This window comes from Pseudomonas sp. BF-RE-25 (assembly GCF_019956105.1).
Taxonomy (GTDB): Bacteria; Pseudomonadota; Gammaproteobacteria; order Pseudomonadales; family Pseudomonadaceae; genus Aquipseudomonas; species Aquipseudomonas migulae.
Genome location: NZ_JAHBDB010000097.1, coordinates 112,577 through 135,042 on the forward strand (window position 1 = coordinate 112,577; position 22,466 = coordinate 135,042).

The following is a 22,466-nucleotide window of genomic DNA, read 5'->3' on the forward strand; positions in this document are numbered from 1 at the left end:
GCCTGATGAACGCTTGAATAAAGGTGTCGCTTAACGCACGCGGCGCAGGTAGCCATCCGGCGCAACTGAAATCAGCAGTTTGTTGTCCATCGCACGGTCGATCTCGAAATCGCGGTTTTCTTCCAGGTAGGCCCAGACTGCGGTTTTCGGGTTGTCACCCTTGCCCCATGGACGGTCCGGGAATGCATCTTCCGGCATGTCTTCGACCACGGTGTCCATCACGACGCAGTAGCTGTCCACCGACACCAGTGGTGCATACAAACGCAGTTCTTCGAGCACGTGATCGTGGGTGTGGTTGGAGTCCAGCACCAGGATGACTTTCTTGCCCTCGGCCGCGGCGCGCACTTGTGCGGCGATAGCCGGGTCGATACTCGAACCTTCGATCATCGAGATGCGTTTGCTCATCGGATGGCTTTCGATGGCTTCGCGGTTATGCGCACGAATATCGAGGTCGATGCCCAGCACTTCACCGTGGCCCTGCAGTTCCAGCAGCGATGCGTAGTAGATGATCGAACCGCCATGGGCGATGCCGCATTCGATCACCAGGTCCGGCTTGACCTGCCAGATGATCTCTTGCATTGCCATCATGTCTTGCGGCAACTGGATGATCGGACGGCCCATCCACGAGAAGTGGTAGCTGTATTTGTGCCGGGCCGATTCGTTGAAGAAATCCCGGGCCAGGCCGGTGAGTTTCTGGTCATCGCCCTGACGCGCGATTTCTGCCTGGCACTCGGCTTCGAACGCTTTATTGATGGTGTTGTCGGTCATTTTATAAGTCTCAATAGTCACTGGAACGAAGCGCTGTCTACGGCGTGATAGACGTAGCGTCCACCGGTCATCCGCTTGATTTCTTCGAGGTAGTTGGAGTTCATCACAAACAGGTTGGCGCCTTCGGGCAAGGCGTCCATCGCCTCCTGGGGCGAGGACACGCGCGCGCCGCTCAGAGGCAGATACCGCCCCTGTTTGGCCGGGTTGATATCCACCACGCGATCCACCGCCACACCGGCCCGTTGCAGGAACAGCGAATAGATCACGCCTTTGGACGATGCGCCCCAGATCGCCGAACCCTGCTCCGGGTTTGCCTGAATGATTTGCACCGCGCGCTCGAGGCTGCCGGTAAAACCACCCGGCAGGTCCAGGCGTGACACCGGTTGTTCCGGGGTCAGGCGCAAGGTCGCAAGGTCCGCGACGATGTACAGGTATTGGCCACCGAACAGGTGACCGGCCTCATGCACGGTGCCGAACATCCGGCGCAGGTCATCGAGGCGGAAATAATTGACGTGCTCATAGAACAGGTCGAACCAGGCGCGGTGTTCGAGGATCCAGTCGAAGCACGGCACTTCGATGTAGATCTGCCCGCCCTGATTGGCGTCGGCCATCTCGGCCAGAAAACTCACCGGGTCCTGGATGTGTTCCAGCACATGACGCAGCACGATGGCGTCTGCCGCCAGGCCGAGGCCACGGGTGAACGGCGCCTTGATCACGTCGGCGTTGTTGCCTTCATAGGCCGGGTCGATGCCGGTGATGGCGTAGCCCAGGCCTTTGAGCAGTTCGAGAAAGTAGCCTTTGCCGCAACCGACTTCGATCAGTTCCTGCCCTTTGAAGTGGCGGGCAATGATGCCTTCGACATCGCTCAGGTGCTTCTGGAACTGGCCGGAATGCGCCTGCTCGTTCTGGTAGTCGGCGTCGTAGCTGAGCTTGTCGGCATCGAAGGCCTGGTTGAAGATCAACCCGCTCTTTTCATCTTGCACCAGTACCATGTCGGCCCTCGCCGAAGCCTTGGCCGAGGCCGGGTCGGCAAAGGTGCGGTTCTGCAACACCGGCAGGTCGGCGACCCGATACAACTCATGCCTCATGCTCTGCTCCCAGTAGCTGTTGCATACGGTCCGCCACGCCCCAGAACGCCATGGGCTCGTGGGTCGCGTACGGGTAATGGCCCAGGTTCAAATCGATCGAAGCGCCGCGCTCACGCACACGCTGTTCGACCAGTGCCCTTACCGAAATCGGTTGGCCGCTGGCGCAATTGATCACGCCATCGAAATCACGCTGCTGCATGATCGCCGCGAGGTAACCGGCAGCCGTCTCGATCGCCAGGTAATCGCGCAATTGTTCGCCGCCCGACATGTTGAAGCGCTCGTCGCCGGCATCGATCGCCCGGTCCAGCGCCGCGAGCAGACTGTTGGGGTTTTGCCCCGCGCCGTGCAGGTAAAACAGCCGCGCCCATTGCAGCGTGAACGGTTGAACCCGCTGCAGGTTTTCGAGGAACAGACGTAGGGTGTTTTTGGCCAACCCGTACGGGTTGCCCGGCTGCGGCGCGGTCTGCTCGTCGAGCGGCCCGCTCTGCATCCCGTATTCGAAGCAGGTGCCCGTGACCAGCACTTGTGGTACGCCCGCCTCCACCGCGCCCTTGATGAAGCGGAAATCGGCCATCAGGTTGTGCTCGAAGTGAAACAGCGCCTGATAGTTGGGCAAACCCGGCCAGGCCAGATGCGCCAAGGCGTCGATGCCATCGGTCAACGCGCCAATATCCAGGTCTGCGCCGTGAATATCCGCCTTGATGAACTCCACGGCATTGATCCACGGCAAGCTCGCGGCGGTTTCGGCGTTGCGCGCCACCGCGCGAACTGCGCAACCACGGGCGAGCAACGCCGCGACCAAATGGCGGCCGACGAACCCGGTGGCACCGGTCACCAGCACTTTCACAGGACGGTCAACTCAGGCACGGCGATCACGAAGCGGCCATCCCACTGACGCACCTGAGCCAGTTGCTGGCTGACTTCGTGCAACAGGTTCCACGGCAACACCAGCACGTAATCCGGTTTTTCCAACTCGATCTGCGCCGGCGAAACTATCGGAATGCGACTGCCAGGCAAGTACTTGCCCTGTTTGTGCGGGTTGGCGTCGGCGACCCAGGCCAACAGGTCCGGCTTGACCCCGGCGTAGTTGAGCAAGGTGTTGCCCTTGGCGGCGGCACCGTAACCGACCACACGTTTGCCGTCAGCCTTGGCCTCCAGCAGAAAGCGCAGCAGTTCGTGTTTGATACGTTCGGCGGCCGGCGCGAGGGTCGCGTAGTACTCGGGGGTTTTCACCCCTGCGGCGATTTCGGCTTGCAGTTGCTGAGCAACCGCAGGCTGCACGTCACGACGAACGCCATCAGCGCGCTGGACGAAAACCCGCAGCGAACCGCCGTGGGTCGACAGCTGACTGACGTCGAACACTTCCAGGCCGTTGCGTTCGCACAATGTCTGCACGGCGGTCAGGGACAGGTAGGAATAGTGCTCGTGATACAGCGTGTCGAACTGTTGCCCGGCCATCAGCGTCAGCAGTTGAGGAAACTCGAAAGTCGCCACACCGGTCGGCTTGAGCAAGGTCGCGAAACCACCGAGGAAATCATTGATGTCCGGCACGTGAGCCAACACGTTGTTGGCGGCCATCAGGTCCGCAGACCAGCCTTCGCCGACCAATTGCGCAGCGGTGTGACGGCCGAAGAACAACTCGCGGATCTCCAGGCCTTTTTCCCGCGCCGCTTGCGCGGTGCTGTGGGTCGGCTCTACGCCAAGGCAAGGAATGCCGCGACCGGCGACGTACTGCAACAGGTAACCGTCATTGGCAGCGATTTCCACCACACGGCTGTCGGCGGTCAGGCCGAAGCGCTCGACCATCTCGGCAACGTAGCGATCGGCATGCGCCAGCCAGGTGCTGGAGAACGAACTGAAATAAGCATACTCAGCGTCGAACAGGCTGTCGGCGCTGGTGTAATCTTCGGTTTGCACCAACCAGCACTGCTGACACACCGCAACCTTCAGGGGCACCCACTGTTCAGCCTGTTCCAGCTGATCGGCACGAACGTAGGCGTTCGACGGCGGCGAGGTGCCAAGGTCGATCAGCGGCAAGGCCAAAGGAGTACCGCAACCACGGCAGTTCATAGACGCACTCCAGCGAAGCGTTCATCGAGCAAGGGATGGCTGGCGTCCCTGGCTGACAGATTATTGACAGGCAACGGCCAGGCAATCGCCAGCCGTGGATCGTTCACCGACAAGCCGCCTTCATGCTCCGGCGCGTAATCGGCGCTGTGCAGGTAAAGCAATTCGGCGTCGTCGGTCAGGGTCTGGAAGCCGTGGGCGAAACCGGCAGGAATGAGCAGGCTGCGACCGTCGCCGGCGCGCAGGTGCTCGGCGTGCCAGTGCAGGAAGGTTGCCGAGTCAGGCCGCAAGTCCACCGCCACATCCCAGACTTCACCGCGCAGACAGGTGATGAGCTTGGCTTCCGGCGCGTTGGCATTCTGGTAATGCAGGCCACGCACACTCGCGCGTGCACGGGTGCAGGAATGGTTGATCTGGCGAATGGAAAACGCTTGGCCGAAGGCGCTCAGGCTGCCCTCGCAGAACAACCGGGCGAAGTGCCCGCGATCGTCTTCAAAGCGTTTGTGCTGCACACTGAACAAGCCCGTCAGCGGTAGCGCTTTCAACAAAAATTCGCTCACAACGCGCCTCGGTACAGGTTCAACTGACCCAACGTGATGCCACGCATGTCGTCGCCGTTTTGCCAGGCCAGATGCCAGTCGAGGGTCTGGGTCAGGCATTGCTGCAACGACCAGCGCGGCTGCCAGGCCAACAGTTGGCGCGCGCGGCTGCTGTCCAGGCGCAACAGGCCTGCTTCATGCAGTTCACTCGGTTCGATACGCAATCCGCGCGCTTGTGGCCAGCGGTTGGCGAGCAGTTCGACCACTTCGCCGACGCTGCACATGTCCGCTTCGCTCGGGCCGAAGTTCCACGCACCGGCGAACTCGGGGCCTCGCTCGTAAAGACCGGCGGCCAGTTGCAGATAACCGGCCAGCGGCTCCAGCGCGTGTTGCCACGGGCGGACTGCTTGCGGGTAGCGCAGGGTCACCGGCTCGTCGGCGGACCAGGCTTTCAGGACATCGGGAATCAAACGTTCAGGGGCAAAATCACCGCCGCCCAACACGTTGCCGGCTCGGGCCGTGGCCAGGGCCAGACCGTGTTCGGCATACTTCTCGGCCGGAAAAAACGACGCCGCATACGACTGCGCCAGCAACTCGCAGCAGGCTTTGCTGCTGCTGTAAGGATCGTGGCCGCCGAGGGCTTCGTTTTCACGGTATGGCCACAACCATTCCTGATTGGCGTAGACCTTGTCGGTGGTCACCAGCACGCAGGCGCGCACGCCGCCGACCTGACGGATCGCTTCAAGCAGGTTCAGGGTGCCCATGACGTTGCTGGAGTAAGTCCCCAGCGGATCGCGATAACCCTCGCGCACCAGCGGCTGGGCCGCCAGGTGCAGGACGATTTCCGGTTGGGTGTCGGCGATCAGTTCAAGCAGGGCCCCCAGATCACGCAGGTCGCCGCGCTGATCGTTGATGCCTTCGTGAACACGCGCCAGTTCGAACAGGCTCGGCTCGGTGGACGGATCGAGGGAAAACCCGCTGACTTTCGCGCCCAGGCTTTGCAGCCACAACGTCAGCCAACTGCCTTTGAAACCGGTATGGCCCGTCAGTAGAACCCGCTTGCCGCGCCAGAACTCCGGACTCAGTCCCATTGCTTCCATGGGGCCTCCCCGCTCAGCCATAGCTGCTCAAGGTGGTTTTTGTCGCGCAGGGTGTCCATCGGATGCCAGAAGCCATCGTGCTGAAACGCTTGCAGCTGCTGTTCATCGGCCAGCGCGGCCAGCGGCTCGGCCTCCCAGGACGTCTGGTCGTCAGCAATGTATGGCAGTACTTTTGGCGACAGCACAAAAAAACCGCCATTGATCCAGCCGCCGTCGCCGCGCGGCTTTTCAATGAAACCTTTGACGCTGTCACCGTCACGCTCCAGGGCGCCATAACGGCCCGGTGGCTGCACAGCGGTGACGGTCGCGAGCTTGCCGTGAGTCAGGTGAAAATCCACCAGGGCGCCGATATTAAGGTCGGAAACGCCATCGCCGTAGGTAAAGCAGAACGCCTGTTCGCCTTCCAGATAACGTGCGGCGCGACGCAGACGGCCACCGGTCATGGTGTCTTCGCCCGTGTCGATCAGGGTCACGCGCCATGGCTCGCTGTAGTTCTGGTGAACGTCCATGCGGTTGTTGCACATGTCGAACGTGACGTCGGAGGTATGCAGGAAGTAGTTGGCGAAGAAGTCCTTGATCGCATAGCCCTTGTAGCCCAGGCAAATCACGAAGTCATGGATCCCGTGAGCGGAGTACTGCTTCATGATGTGCCAGAGAATTGGCTTGCCACCGATTTCAATCATCGGCTTGGGTTTGAGGTGCGACTCCTCACTGATGCGCGTGCCCAGGCCGCCCGCCAAAATAACTGCCTTCATCGTCTCCCCTCTTGTTCGTCACAGGGCTCAGCCAAGCTGTATCAAGCTTTTGCAGGCCTTCTGGATAAAACCTTCAATGCCGGTCAGGGCGCTTCTGGATTGACCGGAAGTGCTCGTTTTATGGCGATATCGGGGGGGCTTGCAGGAAACGCGCCAGCTCTTTCGCTGTGGTGGGCAAGGGTCAGAAACGTAAAAGCGCCGCGGATCAATGTTGGTAGAGGCGCCGATGGAGGTAGTCACAGGTTGACGGACAGGCTCAGGGCGTGAGGGGTCGTGTACCTCAAAATCAAAAGCGGAAGGCGAGCTAACGCTCGGCCTGATGAGTGGTGGAAAGCAAAAGCGTACGCCGATCTCCTGTAGGAGCCGGCTTGCCGGCGAAAAACGTCGGGGCAACGCGTTCATTCAGACAACCCGCGTTATCGTTGACGTCCATCGCCAGCAAGCTGGCTCCTACAAGGGAAATGCGTATGTGTTTGGATAAATACGATCAACTGTAGGAGCTGGCTTGCCGGCGATAGCGGTGGGTCAGTCGACACACCTATCGTCTGAAAGGACGCCATCGCCAGCAAGCCGGCTCCTACAGGGGATTGGTGTACAGGTCCGGAATGAGTGAACGCAGCCAAGAAGGGCGGCGCGGACATCCAAAGAGTCAGGTCGGCTTTCAGGCCGCCTCGGCGGCTGTGGCGGTAGTCGCCCCCTCGAGAGGCCGAGCGCAGGTTCTGCGCAGTGGGCAACCCGGCATGGATGCCGGGTTAGCCGCGCACGGCCAGGGATGGCCGATCGCGGCGGGCCCACGGAGCAGGACCGGAGCGAGGCACCGAACGAAAGGGGCAAAAGCGCTTGGTTACTTGGCGCTTTTCCAAGTGACTCGCCGTAAGGGCGAAACCAATAGCCGCCATTACCCCAATAACGGATATGCCCCCAATCACAAAGGTCAGTTCGGCAACCAACCCTCAGCCCAGTAATTCAGGTTGTTGCCCCGCAGCATATAGTCGCGCAGCACTTCCTCGCGCAACGCGTCACCCATGCGGTAACTCGCGTCCGGGTCATCGAGGTGCATACGAATCGCCTCAAGCCATTCCTCGGTACTGTTGCTCACCACCTTGGTACAAGGCAGATAACCCCGATAAGCCTCAGTGTCGGTGCAGATCACTGGGTACCCGCACGCGCCATATTCCAGCAGGCGCAAGTTGCTCTTGCAGTCGTTGAAGATGTGAAACTCCAACGGCGCCAATGCCAGATCAAGGTTCAGGCTCGCGAGTTTCGCGGGGTAAGCCTGCAGCCCAACGGCGGGATGGAATTCATGCACGAAAGGCTTGAGTGCCGGCGGGCACATGCCGAAGAACACCCATTCCACTTCATCCGCCAGCAGACGAACGACCTCGGCAATGATCGCCAGATCCCCATCGTGACTGGTCCCACCACCCCAGCCTACCCTCGGTTTGCGTGACGTACGTCGCTGACTGCTCAGGCCGGTCCACAGATGCGGAGCGAGCATGTTCGGCACCACACGAATATCGTCATGCATGCCTTTGAGAGCATCGGCCAGCGGCTGAGTCGACACCACCACACGGTCACACAGCCCGATCGCACGCCGCACGATCTGTTCAACGCCAACGATGGCCTTGCGCACGTGAGCATTTTTCTTCGGCACATCGATGACATAGTCATCAAGCTCGAAGATCCGGAAGGCTCGCGAACTGTTCCTGACCCGCTCCACTTCATTCACCGCGCTTTCGCTGTAGCGCCCTTGCAGAATGATGACGTCGGGCGACTGACGTTCCAGCTCAATGTCCGAAGGCGTATGGAACGAAAGATTACCGAGCACTTGCCCCGCAGCCTCCAGCTCGAGAAATGGCTGGGTGACACGGTAATGCCCGACAGCGGTCTCGTTGATCGGGATTGCCAGAACCCGTGGCAGCATGTGGCGGGCGAACGGATTCCAATCGTTCTTGAAACCAGGCTCAAGACTGAAATTATTGGTGTTGAGGCTCAGGTTGACGTTGTACGCCGGATCTCTGGCGATGATCGGCAGCCAGCGCTGATAAAACGCCTTGTGCTCAGCCACCAGCGTTGACACCACGGGCCCGCTCTCCGTCTCGGCCGCCACGTGGACCGACTCGGCATACGGCGTCCAGACAACCAGATACCCCTTCTGCCTGACACGCAGACAGAAGTCAGGGCCGCCGAGCCTGTGGGAAAAGACTTGCTCGTCAAACCCCTGAAGCTCATCGAACACCTGCTTGCGGACCAGCATGCACTCGGTGCTCACAGCGCTCAAATTCTGTACCGCCTGCTGGCGCTGCATATACCCCGAGGCAGTCATCACTTCCCCGCGCCAAGGCACGCCGACAGGGCCGCGCATCCCCAGCACCAGGGCCGAACCTTCAATGCGCCCCTTGGGGCTGACCATTCGGCCACCCACGACGCCCACTTCCGGACGCAAGCCTTGATTCAGCAGTTCGTCAAGCCAGTCGCGGTTGACGATCAGGCTGTCGGGACTGAGCAACAGCACATACTCGCCGCGAACCTGAGCAACAGCGAAGTTCTGCGCCGCAGCCGGGTTATCGGCGTAATCGCAGTGCAGCACGCGCAATTTTTCGCCACCCATTTGTGACATGGCGGCCAGCCAGTCCTGAGCCTCGCTCGAGGTGCTTGCGTTGTCCACGATCAACAATTCGTAGTGAGCATACGCCGTATGTTCCAGCACACTCTCGATGCAGCGCTGAAGCGGGCCGAGCCGGTCCCGCATCACCACAACAATGGACACCAGCGGCTGAACGCCATGGTGGTAGTCAATTCGATTGATCAGCGGCACGCTGCCTTCGCGAACTTCGTGTGCAACGCCGATGCGATCAAGGTGCGCGGTCAGCACGCGGGAGTTTTGTTCGATAACCTGCGGCAGAGCGAGCCATTGCGACAAGCCGAACGAGGACTCGACCAGCACTTGGGCGACATGTTCCACAACATGTGCGCCGTGGTTTTCGACGAGACGCCAGACCAGGTCATGAGGGCCGAGTTCAGCGAAGTCCGGGTTGAAACCGCCAGCGGCCACAAAGCCCTGACGCTGAATGGCCAGTGACCGACCGACATAGGGATAACTGCGCAACAGATCCAGATTGAAATCGGACTTGAAGATCGGCTCGACCGACAGGTCATTGCGCAAACCGCCTTCATCGGTATAGATACACAGCGCGTCGGCACTCTCGACCATCCGCTCGGCCAATAGCAGCAAGGCCAGTTCATTCAGGCGATCACCGGCCCGCAGAAGATAGAACCAGTCCGCACTGTCCGCCTGCATCAGCAGGCCATTGAGCTGCTCAAGCCCGTCACCTTGCAAGGTCACACGAATCACGTTGCCAGCAAGGGCGCCGGCACGATTTTCACCGGAGAGCACCAACACCGTTTCGGCGGCATAGACCTGCCCTTCGATGCTCTCCAGTGTGACACCGAGTGCCGCTTCATCCGCGTCGGCATCAATCACCACCGGCACAATTCGCGGCTGCCAAGCCCACGACGCAAGGCGCGTGGGCAACAGGCGCTGCTGGGCCGGGTTCAAGGTGCGACAGGCCAGCCATTGCTGGTACACATCAGCGAAGCTGTCGCAGTTTTCACCCACCCGCGAACGTATCAAGGTCGCGGAAAAGCCCAGAGAACGGCTCAGCGCCATTTCATCCCAGGCATACGGCTCACCAAGGGCGGCGCTGGCCAGATCGATATAGCGAACATGCCCCGGCGCAGGGGCCGGCTCGCCACTGCGCACCGCCAGCATCTGGGTCAGCCAGCCAAGCTCGACCGCCACGGCCTGCTGGACCTCCAATTGATTGCTCATGCGCGCCGGGTGCAAGCGTTCAAAGCTGAGCACCTGCCCCATGACCGCCAGATTGCCACGACGCAACAGGCAGACGAACAAGGCGAAATCGAGACGGGCGACAAACCCTTCGCCGATCTGGGTCAATGCGGGCAGATACTCCAGCACCTGATGAGTACGCATCAGTGCGCCACTCAGATTGCTGAGAAAGTTGACGGCCGTGCTTTCCAGCACATCCAGCAAGTCTTCACCCTTGAACAGCGTATCTCCGGAGGCAAAGCTGGAGTTCTCCAGACGCTCCGGAAGCAGCAGGTAATCGCCGTCGCAATACTGACGCTGAGCAACCACCAGATTCACGTCGTCATGGTCAATGAAGCCCTGCACCTGACGGGCAATACTCTCAGGCAGCAACTGATCGTCATCACAGAGAAGCTTGAGGTACTCCCCGGTTGCCAGCTCGGCGCAGGCCATCAGATTCCCCTGAAACCCCAGGCGTTGCTCATTGCGCACATAGCGCAATGTCACTGTTTGCGGCACCGTGCAGGCCTGGACCAGCTCATGGATTTCGTCGCTGTCGCTGTCGTCACACACGATCACTTCAAGCGACGCATAGGTCTGATTCAGAGCACTTTGCAGCGCAGCCTGAAAGTACAGCGGGTTGTAGGCGGGAATGGCAATACTGACAAGAGGAGCTGGTTTCACGGCGGGGGAACTCACGAGCGGCGGGCGCTCACTCTGGAACGAGTGGAGCAGCCCTGAACCGCTGAAAAAAGACGGTTTGCACTCGGTGCCTCAACCTGCGCGCCAACAGCGCGAAGGCCTTGACTCAGACTTTGTTGAACAGCCCCAACTGAGCGATTTTGCTGAACGCCAGTTGCGACGCCTGCAGCATGGTTTGCTGCAAGGTCAGACGGGTCATCACCGTGGCCGGGTCCGAATCACGGATCGCCCCCTGGGTCTGCGTGTTGGCCAGCACCAGGCTCTGGTTGATATCGGTCTGAGTCGTCAGCGACGCACCGCGCCCACCCACGGAACTGATACCGGAGGTCAACTGGTCCATGCCACTGGCCAGGTTGCCGATGCCCGAACCAATGGCCGCGTTGAGCTTCTGAATGGCCAGCGGATCGTTGTTGGTTGGCGTCGACAGCGCGGTTTTCAGCTGGCTGACGGTGTCCAGAATGTTCTGCGTCTGATGGGTGTTGACCGTGACAGAGAACTGATCGCCGGCAAGCATTGATGGCGCCGGTGCGCCGCTCAGCGTAAAAGCGACACCCGATGCGGTGGCGACGTTGCCCGCCAGAACGCCACTGGAAACCGGCTTGCTGTTAGCGGTCAGAGGCGCGGCATACAAGTCGAAAGCCGTGGGGCTGGTGAACTTGAGAACAGCCTCGCCTTCCGGAAAGCTGGCGTGGTAGGCGGCACTGTTGGTGATACTCGTATTGGTGATCACTTCGCTAGACACGTTGCCCGGAGCACGGGTCGCATTGAAGCTGTCCGGCTTGGCCGCCAGGGTGAAGCTGTAGGCATTGGGGGACGGAGGCGCCGGAAACACGGTCGCAGGAACATCACCGGCCTTCATGTTGATGTTCAACTTCAGGTCAACGCCACGGAAATTGATCGTCTGCGTGGCCGCACCGCCAGTGGCGCTGAACACGCCATTGCCAGAGGCTTCGGACGTGACGTCATTACCCAGCGAATCCCGGATTTCCAGTTGCGTAGGGCTGAGGAAATTCACGGTGTAAGGCTCGCCAGCGCGGAACTTGGCGTTGTAGGTCACATCGGAACCTACCTGACCATTGGAAAGCACCACACGACCACCATCAACGGCTGCCGTCGGCGAGGTCATGGTGGACTGTGTGCGACTGGTATTGATGGCTTGCTGGAACACAGCCCAACCGGTGCTGTTGGTAGCCATCGACTGGGTATCGCCAATCGGCAGGTCCAGCGTGACCTGATCGCCGTTATAGCTGTAGGTGCCGTCGGAATTGCGCGTGAACGGAACGGTATCGCCCTTGGAACCGGCGAAAATGTATTTGCCGTTTTCGTCCTTGGTGTTCATCAGGCTCAACAGCTGTTCTTCGATCTGGCTGAGTTCCGAAGCGTTGGCCTGGCGGTCGGCATCGGTATAACCGGCGTTGCCGGCACCCAGGGCCAGTTCCTTGGCGCGCTGCAGCACGTTGCCGATACTGGTCATGACGGCTTCAGTCTGGCCAAGCGTGGCTTTGATCGTCGTCATATTGTTCGAGAACTGATCGAGCATCGAAGCCTGCTGACCCAATTGCAGCAGCCGCGAGGCACCGACCGGATCATCCGCGGCGGTGTTGACGCGAACCAGGCTGCTCGCCTCTTCGCTGCTCTTGACCACGTTGGCGAAGTTTTTCTGATAGTTGGCAGCCGAGGACTCGTAAAACTGGGCGGTAGAAATGCGCATGGGCTACGACTCCTTAAAGACTGTTGATCAGTGTGCTGAAGATAGCCTGCGCAGCCTTGATGATCTGCGAAGACGCGGTGTAGTACTGCTGATACTTGACCAGGTTGCCGGTTTCCTCATCGAGGTCGACACCCGAGAGCGAGTCGCGTGCACCCTTGGCATTCGCCAGGATGGCGCCAGTCGCCGCGTTGTCGAGCTTGCCCTGTGCAGCCTTGGAACCCACGCCCTCGACCAGTTTGCCGTAAGCGTCGTTCAGGGAAATGCCTTTGCTGGCCGAACCGGTGTCCACGGTTTGCGCGGTCTGCAAGCCGGCCAGAGCGGTGCCATTACGGTTGTCCAGGCTGCCCGGCTGAGTGAGCGAAACGTTGATTGCCGCGCCGTTGCTCGGGGCGCCGGCGAAGGTCATGCTGAAGGTCGCGGTGTACTGAGTGGCAGGCGCTGGCGGGATCGGCGCACCCGTCGCATCCTTGAGCGGAATGCTCAGGTTCAGGGTGTTGCTCTCACCTGGTTTGATGGTGCCGCCGCTGATCAAACCGCCATTGGCGTCCAGGAACTGGTAGGTCTGGCTCGTGCCGTCGGCGGACACCGCACCAAATACCACCTTGGTCGGCGTGGAGTTTTTCAAGCCGTTCTGCATCGCGGTGGCGGTCGCCGAGTCGTAGATATCGAACTTGGTGGTCAGGGTCGGTTGACCGCTGGCCGGGATCGTCAGGGTGCCGCTGCCACTGCCGCTCGCCGCAATAGCCGCGCCCAGCGGTGCCGCGATGGCCAGACGCTTGGAGTCGGTCATCTCGGTCTTGATGTTCGCCGCAGCATCGCGGGTCGGGGTGATCCTGAAGGTGTCGCCCGCCGTGGCAGAAGCCGCGTTGAACTTCAGCTCAATACCGTCAAAGACCGGAGCGGTTACCGGCGGTGCAGTGCTGAAGCTGCCCATGGACGTGTTGTCCGGCAGGCGCTGAACGGTGTAATCGGTAGCGGTGGTAAACGTGACCTTGTAATCATTGATGGTCAGCTTGCCAGTGTCCTTGATGCTCACATCGAAGTTGCCGGCGCCCAAGTTGCTCGTGCTGGCGACGCTGCGCTCCGAGACCAGCTTGGCCGAATTGATGTTGGTGAACAGGTTCGAACCGAAGGCACCGTTCTTGTCGATGCCCTGGGCCTGAAGGCTGTTCATCTGATCGGCAACAACAAGCGCCACACGGCCCAGCTCATTCATGGACGGGTCCAGCACGGTGCTGCGATAACGCAGCAGGCCGCCGATTTCGCCGCCGGTCATGATCGACGTGATGTCGATGGTGCTCGAACCGCGATTGAGCTGCAGCGCCAGACGGCCCGGATCTTCTTTGCTTGGCACCGCCTCAAGTTTGCTGGACGTGTTGCCAATGACCAGCGGCTGACCGCTGCCCAGGTAAATGTCGAGGCTGCCTTCACGCTCCACCACTTGCGCACCGGTAAAGGTCGACAGTTGGCGCACGGTTTCGTTACGGGCATCGAGCAGATCGTTCGGCATGCCGCCGGTGCTGGAAACCTCGGAGATCTTCTGGTTCAACTGCGCCACGGTAGCGGCCAGCTTGTTGACCTGATCTGCCATGTTCGTCAGGTTGCCGTTGATATTGGCATTCTGCTGGGTCAACTGCGCGGAGATCGAGTTGAAACGGTTGCTCAAGGCCTGAGAATCGCTGAGCAGCAACTGGCGGGACGCGTCGTCACCCGGCTTGGCGTTGACGTTCTGCACCGAGGCAAAAAACTTGGTCAGTGCGCCGTTCAGGCCGGTACTGGTGTCGGAGAGCAATTTGTCCAGCGGCGTGACCTGATTCAGGTAGGCGGCCGAATCGCTGTTGAGCGAGGTGGTGGTCTGCAACTGCGCATCGAGGTAGCTGTTGTACACGCGACGCACATCGGCCAGGGTCGTGCCGGTGCCGATGTAGACATTGCCGAACTGCTGCGAGGCCTTGGTGCCCTGCACTGTTTGCTGGCGCGAGTACCCGGCGGTGTCGACGTTGGCAATGTTGTTGCCGGTGGTCATCAACGAGGATTGGCCAGCGGCCAGACCCGACATCCCGATATTGAGCAAACTCATGGTTCGACCTTAATCCTTGTGCCTATAAAGGCGTGGTGGAAACGCCCGCCGCAGCGTAGTTCTGGTAACTCGTCATCTGCTTGGCTATCTGCGAAATCTTGCTCGCGTAGTCCGGGTCGGTTGCGTAACCGGCCTTTTGCAACTCGCGTACAAACTGTTCTGGGTTATCGGCCGACTTCACGACATCTTGATAGCGATTGTTGGTTTGCAACAAAGTCACAAGGTCATGGAAGCTGTCCTTGTAAGAGTCATAGGAACGGAACTCGGCCGTCTCCTTGACCATCGCGCCATTTCTGAATTCGCTGGTGATCGCGCGCGCCGAATCGCCCTTCCAGCTGCTGCTGGCCTTGATGCCGAACAGGTTGTGGCTGCTGCTGCCATCCTGTGCGCGCATGACCGATTTGCCCCAGCCGGTTTCCAGCGCCGCTTGGGCCACCAGGTAACGCGGATCGACGCCGATGCGCTCGGCGGCTTCCTTGGCCATCGGCAACATGGTGTTGACGAACTGGTCGGCAGAACTGAAGGCTTTTTTCGCCGGTGCCAACGGTATCTGAGCGATGGCACGACCATGAATCTGCAAACCCGTGCTCGATGACGCTTGCGCAGTCGCCAGCCAGTCACCGTTGAACAAAGGCCCCGAACCGGTCGACGTGTTGCGCTCTGCCAATCGAGTGTTATTGAGCGTCGCGGCGGTCGTCGTCGCCGAAGGCACCAGGCCCGCCAGCAAGCGGTCAGCCAGTTTCGGTGGCAACGCCAGGCGTCGCTGATTGATCAGCGCCATGTCGTTGCGATGTGCGCCCTCGCCTGCCGCCTGTGGAGCGCTGATCGAGCGCGAAGCCCACAACGGACGCTGGCCATTGACTCGCGACAGCGGCCCGTTAGTCCCGACCGTGCCCGCCGCCACCGGCGTCTGTGCCGCCGCTTTTGCCGCTTCCTGCTTGGCCGCCGACAGCGTTGCCGCTTCGCCCGGAGCCAATGGTTTGTTCTTCGACATCTGGCGCATCAGCACGTCCGCCAGACCAATACCACCGCCCTCGCGGGACATGGAAACGGCCAACTGCTGGTCGTACATTTCCTGGTACTGTTTGGCCGCCGGCGTGTTGAGCGGATTGCCCTCAGCCAGCGTGTCGGTCGCCTTGCGCATGGACTTGAGCATTTCACCGAGGAACAGCGACTCGAATTCCTGCGCCACTTTGCGCAGGTTTTCGTCACTGTTCTTGTCGCCGACCTTGAGCTGGTTCAGGCGATTGAGGTCCGAATAGGACCCCGAATCGGCGCTGCTGACCAGACCACTCTTGTGCATATCCATGGTCGCCGGCCTCAGATCACGATCAGGTCGGCTTGCAACGCGCCGGCCTGTTTCAGTGCTTCAAGGATTGCCATCAAGTCACCTGGCGCCGCGCCGACCTGGTTCACCGCACGCACGATCTCGTCGAGGGTGGTGCCCGGGCCGAACTTGAACATCGGCTTGGCTTCCTGCTGGGCGTTGACCCGCGAGCGCGGCACGACAGCGGTCTGACCATTGGACAGAGGGCCGGGCTGGCTGACGATCGGGTCTTCGGTGATGGTCACGGTCAGGCTGCCGTGAGTCACGGCGGCCGGGGACACCTTGACGTTCTGGCCGATCACGATGGTGCCGGTGCGGGAGTTAATGATGACTTTCGCCACCGCCTGACCCGGATCGACTTCAAGGTTCTCGATGATCGACAGATAGTCGACGCGCTGGCTCGGATCCAGCGGCGCACTGACGCGAATCGAACCGCCGTCGATGGCCTGGGCAACGCCAGGGCCGAGCATGTCGTTGATCTTGTCGACGATGCGCTTGGCGGTAGTGAAGTCGGAACGGTTGAGGTTCAACGTCAGGCTGTTGCCCTGGTTGAAACCGCTCGGCACCGAACGTTCGACCGACGCACCACCAGGGATGCGACCAGCCGACGGAACGTTGACGGTGATCTTCGAACCGTCGCGACCTTCAGCATCAAAACCGCCGACGACCAGGTTGCCTTGGGCGACCGCGTAAACGTTGCCGTCGATACCCTTGAGCGGCGTCAGCAGCAAGGTGCCGCCACGCAGGCTCTTGGAGTTACCGATGGAGGACACGGTAATGTCCACCTGCTGACCCGGTTTGGCGAAGGCCGGCAAGTCGGCACTGATCGATACCGCCGCGACGTTCTTCAACTGCACGTTGCCGGAACCCGCCGGCACCTTGATGCCGAACTGCGAGAGCATGTTATTGAAGGTTTGCAGGGTGAACGGCGTCTGCGTCGTCTGGTCGCCGGTACCGTTAAGCCCGACCACCAGACCGTAGCCGATCAATTGGTTGGAACGTACGCCGGAAATACTGGCGATATCCTTCAGCCGCTCAGCCTGAGCACCAAAGGCTGCGGACATCAGGAACGCAGCCACCATCAGGTGTTTGAAATTCAACGTGACCACCTAGAAAGGGAACAGCGGGCTGAGGAAGAAACGGTCGAACCAGCCTGGCTGACTCGCATCGGCAAACGAACCGGTGCCCGAATAGGTGATGCGTGCATCGGCGATGCGTGTCGACGAAACCGTGTTGTCGGTCGCGATGTCATCGGCCCGGACCAGGCCGGCAATCCGTACCAGCTCATCACCGGTATTGAGCGTCATCCACTTCTCGCCGCGCACGGCAATGATGCCGTTGGGCAAGACGTCGGCGACGGTCACGGTGATCGAACCAGTGAGGCTGTTGCCCTGCCCGGCCTTGCTGTCGCCCTTGGTCGCGCGGTCGCCGCTGTAACTCGCATTCAGTGTCAGATCATTGTCACTGAATGGGCTGTTAGTGTTGGGCACCACACCGAACAGCGACGTCAGACCGATGCCGGCCTTGCTGTTCTTGGCCACTTGCGAGTTGGCATTTTTACTGGCCTGGGTTTTTTCGTTCAGGGTGATGGTGATGATGTCACCGACCCGGAACGCCTTGCGGTCGCTGTACAGGTTCTGTTCAAAACCGGCCTGGTAGATCGAGCCGTTGTTCGCGGCAGCCGGCAATGGCGTACGCGGCAACACCGGGGCGTAGTAAGGGTCATTGGGCTTGGGCGTCGGACCGACGCAACCCGCCAGCGCGGCGACGCCACTCAGTGCCAGGACAGATACAAAGCGATTCATGACCCTACCTCACGGTGTTGCAGGCGGCCTCATGACCGCCTCATAGGCTTGATTACAGATTCTGCGTTACGAACGAGAGCATCTGGTCGGCGGTGGAGATCACCTTGGAGTTCATCTCGTAGGCGCGCTGAGTGGTGATCATGTTGACCATCTCTTCAACGGTGCTGACGTTGGAAGTTTCCAGGGTGTTCTGCAGCGTGGTGCCGAAACCGGCCAGGCCTGGCGTGCCGACTTGCGGCGCGCCGCTGGCAGCGGTTTCCAGGAACAGGTTGTTACCCACCGCTTGCAGGCCGGCCGGGTTGATGAAGTCGGCGGTTTGCAGGTTGCCGATCACCTGGGATGCCGGGTTGCCGGCGACGGTGATGGACACGGTGCCGTCGCGACCGACCGTGAAGGTCTGCGCGTCGTTCGGAATGACAATGGCCGGCTCCAGGGCGAAGCCGCTGGCGTTGACGATCTGACCGTTGGAGTCGAGGTGGAACGTACCGTCACGGGTGTAGGACGTGGTGCCGTCCGGTTGCAGGATCTGGAAGAAACCGCGACCGTCGATGGCCATGTCCAACGGTTGCTCGGTGGTTTGCAGGCTACCGGCGTTGAAGTTTTTCTGGGTGCCGACAATGCGCACACCGGTACCCAATTGCAGACCCGACGGCAGTTCGCTGTCCTGGGTCGACTGGGCGCCTGGCTGGCGTTTGATCTGGTACAGCAGGTCCTGGAACTCGGCGCGGTCACGTTTGAAACCCGTGGTCGACACGTTCGCCAGGTTGTTGGAAATGGTCGTCAGGTTGGTGTCCTGGGCGGACAGACCTGTTTTGGCAACCCATAGAGCCGGAAGCATTCGATTCTCCTCGTGCGCCTGTTTTACGGCGCGACGTTCTGATAATTAGCTGATCTGCAAGACCCGAGCCATGGCCTGGTCGTCATCTTTGGCGGTGTTCATCATCTTGATGTGCAGCTCGAACTGCTTGGCCAGCGCCAGTACCGAAGTCATCTCTTCCACGGCATTGACGTTGCTCGACTCCAGGAACCCGGACACCAGTTTGACGTTGGCATCGGCTTGCGCCGGCTTGCCATCCTTGGTGTGGATCGAACCGTCCAGGCCTTTGGTCATGTTCTTGAAGTCCGGGTTGACCAGCTTGATGCGGTCGACTTCGGCCATCACGCGAGGGCCTTCGCCCATCGCACGAATGCTGACGGTGCCGTCTTCACCCACTTCGATTTGCTGCTCGGGCGGCACGGAAATCGGCCCGCCATTGCCCATCACCGGCATGCCGTTGCCGGCTCGCAACACGCCCAGAGCGTCAACGTTCAGGCTGCCGGTGCGCACGTAGCTTTCACCGCCGTCGGGGTTCTGCACCGCGAGCCAGCCGTTGCCCTGCACCGCGACGTCGAGGTCGCGACCGGTTTGTACCAGAGAGCCCGCGGAGAAGTCGGTGGCCGGACGTTCGGACATCGCAAACGCACGCGCCGGAAAGCTGTCACCGAACACCGGCATCGAACGCGCCTGCTCCAGGTCTTTCTGGAAGCCGTTGGTGGAGATGTTCGCCAGGTTGTTCGCATGAGCCTTCTGCGCCAGTGCATTCTGGCTGGCGCCGGTCATTGCCACATAAAGGTACTTGTCCACACTCTTTCCTCTGCATGCCGGACGTTTGCCGCCCACCGCTGTACTGCTGAGCGATAAGCAATTTGCAGACCAACTTTTTTCTGGCGGCGCGGAGCCCGGCAAACAAAGGACTTGGGGCGTTCAGGGGGAAACAGGGGAATGTGTCAAAGACGAAAAACCGGCGGTGTTATGCCGGTAAGTGGCAACGCATGATCCAAAGGTTGCTCGCGAAGAGGCCGGCACAAACACAGCAAACGTCAGCTAGGACTCGGTCTTGCCGACTTCATACTCACGCAACTTATTGGCAATGGTGGTATGCGAAACCCCCAACCGCTTGCCCAGTTGCCGACTGCTCGGATGCTCCGAATACAAACGCTCAAGCACGGCTTTTTCAAAACGCCCGACAATCTCATCCAACCCACCCTCAAGCGAAAAATCGCCAAGCGGCTGACGCACGCCATAATCCGGCAGGCGAATATGCTCTGCCTTGACCGTCCCGCCCTCGCATAACGAAACCGCCTGAAACAGCACGTTCTCCAACTGCCGAACGTTGCCCGGCCAATGATAGTGACTGAGCCGCTCCATGGCCGCCGGCGCCAGCTTCGGCAGCGCACAACCGATCTGCCGACTGGCCTGATCAAGGAAGTGCTCCACCAGCGGCGTCAAACCATCCAGGCATTCGCGCAGTGGCGGGATATGCAGCGAAAGCACGTTCAAGCGGTGATACAAATCCTGGCGAAACTCGCCACGAGCGCACAATTCCGACAGGTCGACCTGCGTTGCACAGATCACTCGCACATCGAGGTAAACCTCTTCATCACTGCCTACACGACGGAAGCAACCGTCCTGCAGGAATCTGAGTAATTTCACCTGCAAGCGCGGGCTCATTTCACCCACGCCATCGAGAAACAGCGTACCGCCCGCCGTCAGTTCCAACAGCCCGAGCTTGCCTTCGGCACGGGCGCCTTCGAACGCGCCGGGGCCGTAGCCGAACAGTTCCGTCTCGGCCATGGACTCCGGCAGGCCGGCGCAATTGAGCGCCATCAGTGGCGACTGCCCCCGAGGGCTCGCCAGGTGGCAGGCGCGTGCCAGCAGTTCCTTGCCGGTGCCGGTTTCGCCTTCTATCAATAGTGGCGCATCCAGCGGTGCCATACGCCGGGCTTCACGCACCACCGCCGCCATCACTTTCGAGCTTTGGAAGATGCTGTCGAACCCGCGCAGTTCCTGTTTGCGCACGTTATAAATGCGCTCCCCTACCCGGTCGGCACGGTGCAGCGTCAGCACCGCGCCGGCCATGGCCTCGCTGTCGTCATGCTCCGATTGCAGCGGCGCGATGTCGGCCAGAAACACGTCGCCCTTGACCTTGACTCGCAGCCCGTTGATCCGCGACTTGTTGGCGCGCACCAGTTCCGGCAAATCGAAATCCTCGGCGTAACGCGACAAGGGAATCCCCGGCACCTCATCGACACGCACGCCGAGCAACTGCGCCGCCGCGCGGTTAGCCGCGACAATCGAGCCGCCCATGTCGATCGACAACACCGGAAATTCCAGGGCGCCGAGCAAAGCATTGAGTTCCATGTGCCGACGCTCGCTCGGCATGAGGCCTACACGCTTGACGCCAAAGACCCCGGCAATCGACTCGAATTTCGGACGCAACGCCTGGAACTGAATATTGATCAGGTTCGGGCAATGCAGGTAGATCGCGTTGCCATGCTCGCCACCCACTTCACCGCGAGCGACGTTGATCCCGTACTCGACCAGCAAATTGAGAATGTCGCGCAGGATGCCGATGCGATTTTGGCAGTGGACTTTGATACGCATAAAAGGCCCGAAGGTAAATTAAGGCGATGAATCGCTCCCTGTAGGAGCCGGCTTGCCGGCGATGGCGTCCTTGAGAACGCTATCGCCGGCAAGCCGGCTCCTACATACAGCGGTTTACCAATCAATCGAGGGCCACAGGGGAAATTTTCTCTGGGCGCGCTCAGATAGTCGTCAAGATTATGTGACACCTTCAAGCCATTTCAAACCCGAAAAACTCACGCACAGCGCCACAGCCGTCAATCCGTAACGAAAAGTTTACGAAAACCAACGATTTTTCCTACACGCGACGGCTTACACGTGCTGCAACATCGCAATTCCTGAGGTATTTCTAAGTCCATAGCAGGACATAACAAGAACGAAATCCCCTAGCAGGAGAGCAGCATGAAGCAGTCGCAGTACGTGGCTCGCGAGCCCGATGCGCAAGGTTTTATCGACTACCCCGCCGAAGAACACGCGGTGTGGAACACGCTGATCACTCGCCAACTGAAAGTGATCGAAGGGCGTGCGTGCCAGGAATACCTGGACGGTATCGAAAAACTCGGTCTGCCCCACGACCGCATTCCGCAACTCGGCGAAATCAACAAAGTCCTCGGTGAAACCACCGGCTGGCAGGTTGCCCGAGTACCCGCACTGATTCCTTTCCAGACCTTCTTTGAATTACTGGCCAACAAGCAGTTTCCGGTGGCGACGTTTATTCGTACCCGCGAAGAGCTGGATTACCTGCAAGAGCCGGACATTTTCCACGAGATCTTTGGTCACTGCCCGCTGCTGACCAACCCTTGGTTCGCCGAATTCACCCACACCTACGGCAAACTCGGCCTGAAGGCCTCCAAGGAAGAACGCGTGTACCTGGCGCGCTTGTACTGGATGACCATCGAGTTCGGCCTGGTCGATACCCCGCAAGGCCAGCGCATTTACGGCGGCGGCATTCTCTCCTCGCCGAAAGAAACCGTTTACAGCCTGTCGAGCGAACCTGAGCATCAGGCCTTCGACCCACTGGAATGCATGCGCACGCCTTACCGCATCGACATCCTGCAACCGCTGTATTTCGTCTTGCCGAACCTCAAGCGTCTGTTCGACCTCGCCCACGAAGACATCATGGGCATGGTCAAGCAAGGCATGCAGCTGGGCTTGCACGCACCGAAATTTCCGCCGAAAGCCGCGTGATCCGCAGCTTTTAGAATCAAGTGAGCCTGTCAGGAATCGACGCTTTGGTTTAGCGTGGTTGCACTGACGGCCGATTTCCAATCATTCGAATTCAGGAACACATC

At 60.2% G+C, this 22,466-nt stretch carries 17 protein-coding genes; 1 reads left to right on the plus strand and 16 read right to left on the minus strand.

The window, feature by feature from the left end; translation table 11 throughout:
• Positions 1-30 precede the first annotated feature (30 nt).
• The 16 genes from KGB24_RS29085 to KGB24_RS29160 all read right to left on the minus strand — a co-directional run bounded on the left by KGB24_RS29085 (position 31) and on the right by KGB24_RS29160 (position 21,195).
• On the minus strand, positions 31-768 hold the full coding sequence (locus tag KGB24_RS29085) for a cephalosporin hydroxylase family protein (protein WP_008035271.1): 738 nt from the start codon (positions 766-768) through the stop codon (positions 31-33).
• 17 nt (positions 769-785) lie between these two features.
• Entirely contained in the window at positions 786-1,856 is a 1,071-nt protein-coding gene (locus KGB24_RS29090) for a class I SAM-dependent methyltransferase (protein WP_223416462.1), read from the minus strand.
• Complete coding sequence (locus KGB24_RS29095) at positions 1,846-2,703, minus strand: NAD-dependent epimerase/dehydratase family protein (RefSeq protein ID WP_008035274.1); 858 nt, start codon at positions 2,701-2,703, stop codon at positions 1,846-1,848. The genes KGB24_RS29090 and KGB24_RS29095 overlap by 11 nt, the downstream gene beginning before the upstream one ends.
• Positions 2,700-3,926, minus strand: coding sequence for a class I SAM-dependent methyltransferase (locus KGB24_RS29100; protein ID WP_223416461.1), 1,227 nt, complete (start codon positions 3,924-3,926; stop codon positions 2,700-2,702). The genes KGB24_RS29095 and KGB24_RS29100 overlap by 4 nt, the downstream gene beginning before the upstream one ends.
• Positions 3,923-4,483 carry a dTDP-4-dehydrorhamnose 3,5-epimerase family protein gene (locus KGB24_RS29105; protein WP_008035278.1) on the minus strand — a complete coding sequence of 187 codons (561 nt, stop codon included), beginning with the start codon at positions 4,481-4,483 and terminating at the stop codon, positions 3,923-3,925. Before KGB24_RS29105 ends, KGB24_RS29100 begins: the two co-directional genes overlap by 4 nt.
• A complete protein-coding gene (rfbG, locus tag KGB24_RS29110; RefSeq protein WP_207285378.1) occupies positions 4,480-5,562 on the minus strand; it encodes a CDP-glucose 4,6-dehydratase in 1,083 nt (360 codons plus the stop codon). Before rfbG ends, KGB24_RS29105 begins: the two co-directional genes overlap by 4 nt.
• The gene (gene rfbF / locus KGB24_RS29115) at positions 5,544-6,317 is read right to left on the minus strand and encodes a glucose-1-phosphate cytidylyltransferase (RefSeq protein ID WP_008035281.1); all 774 of its coding nucleotides are present in this window, start codon (positions 6,315-6,317) and stop codon (positions 5,544-5,546) included. The genes rfbG and rfbF overlap by 19 nt, the downstream gene beginning before the upstream one ends.
• Positions 6,318-7,251: 934 nt before the next feature.
• Entirely contained in the window at positions 7,252-10,830 is a 3,579-nt protein-coding gene (locus KGB24_RS29120) for a glycosyltransferase (RefSeq protein WP_223416460.1), read from the minus strand.
• Between the two features lie 124 nt (positions 10,831-10,954).
• On the minus strand, positions 10,955-12,559 hold the full coding sequence (locus KGB24_RS29125) for a flagellar hook-associated protein 3 (RefSeq protein ID WP_223416459.1): 1,605 nt from the start codon (positions 12,557-12,559) through the stop codon (positions 10,955-10,957).
• 13 nt (positions 12,560-12,572) lie between these two features.
• On the minus strand, positions 12,573-14,639 hold the full coding sequence (gene flgK, locus KGB24_RS29130) for a flagellar hook-associated protein FlgK (RefSeq protein WP_223416458.1): 2,067 nt from the start codon (positions 14,637-14,639) through the stop codon (positions 12,573-12,575).
• A 22-nt stretch (positions 14,640-14,661) separates the two neighbouring features.
• Entirely contained in the window at positions 14,662-15,948 is a 1,287-nt protein-coding gene (gene flgJ / locus KGB24_RS29135) for a flagellar assembly peptidoglycan hydrolase FlgJ (protein ID WP_223416457.1), read from the minus strand.
• Positions 15,949-15,959: 11 nt separating this feature from the next.
• Positions 15,960-17,048, minus strand: a complete 1,089-nt coding sequence (locus KGB24_RS29140) for a flagellar basal body P-ring protein FlgI (protein ID WP_050550358.1) — start codon at positions 17,046-17,048, stop codon at positions 15,960-15,962.
• A gap of 27 nt (positions 17,049-17,075) precedes the next feature.
• Complete coding sequence (gene flgH, locus KGB24_RS29145; protein ID WP_008030484.1) at positions 17,076-17,771, minus strand: flagellar basal body L-ring protein FlgH; 696 nt, start codon at positions 17,769-17,771, stop codon at positions 17,076-17,078.
• 52 nt (positions 17,772-17,823) lie between these two features.
• A complete protein-coding gene (gene flgG / locus KGB24_RS29150; protein ID WP_008030483.1) occupies positions 17,824-18,609 on the minus strand; it encodes a flagellar basal-body rod protein FlgG in 786 nt (261 codons plus the stop codon).
• Positions 18,610-18,654: 45 nt separating this feature from the next.
• Positions 18,655-19,395, minus strand: coding sequence for a flagellar basal body rod protein FlgF (locus KGB24_RS29155; RefSeq protein ID WP_223416456.1), 741 nt, complete (start codon positions 19,393-19,395; stop codon positions 18,655-18,657).
• A gap of 240 nt (positions 19,396-19,635) precedes the next feature.
• Positions 19,636-21,195, minus strand: a complete 1,560-nt coding sequence (locus KGB24_RS29160) for a sigma-54-dependent phenylalanine hydroxylase transcriptional regulator PhhR (protein WP_008030481.1) — start codon at positions 21,193-21,195, stop codon at positions 19,636-19,638.
• 381 nt (positions 21,196-21,576) lie between these two features.
• On the opposite strand from KGB24_RS29160, the gene phhA reads away from it, so the two are divergent.
• Positions 21,577-22,362, plus strand: a complete 786-nt coding sequence (gene phhA, locus KGB24_RS29165; protein WP_223416455.1) for a phenylalanine 4-monooxygenase — start codon at positions 21,577-21,579, stop codon at positions 22,360-22,362.
• Positions 22,363-22,466 lie beyond the last annotated feature (104 nt).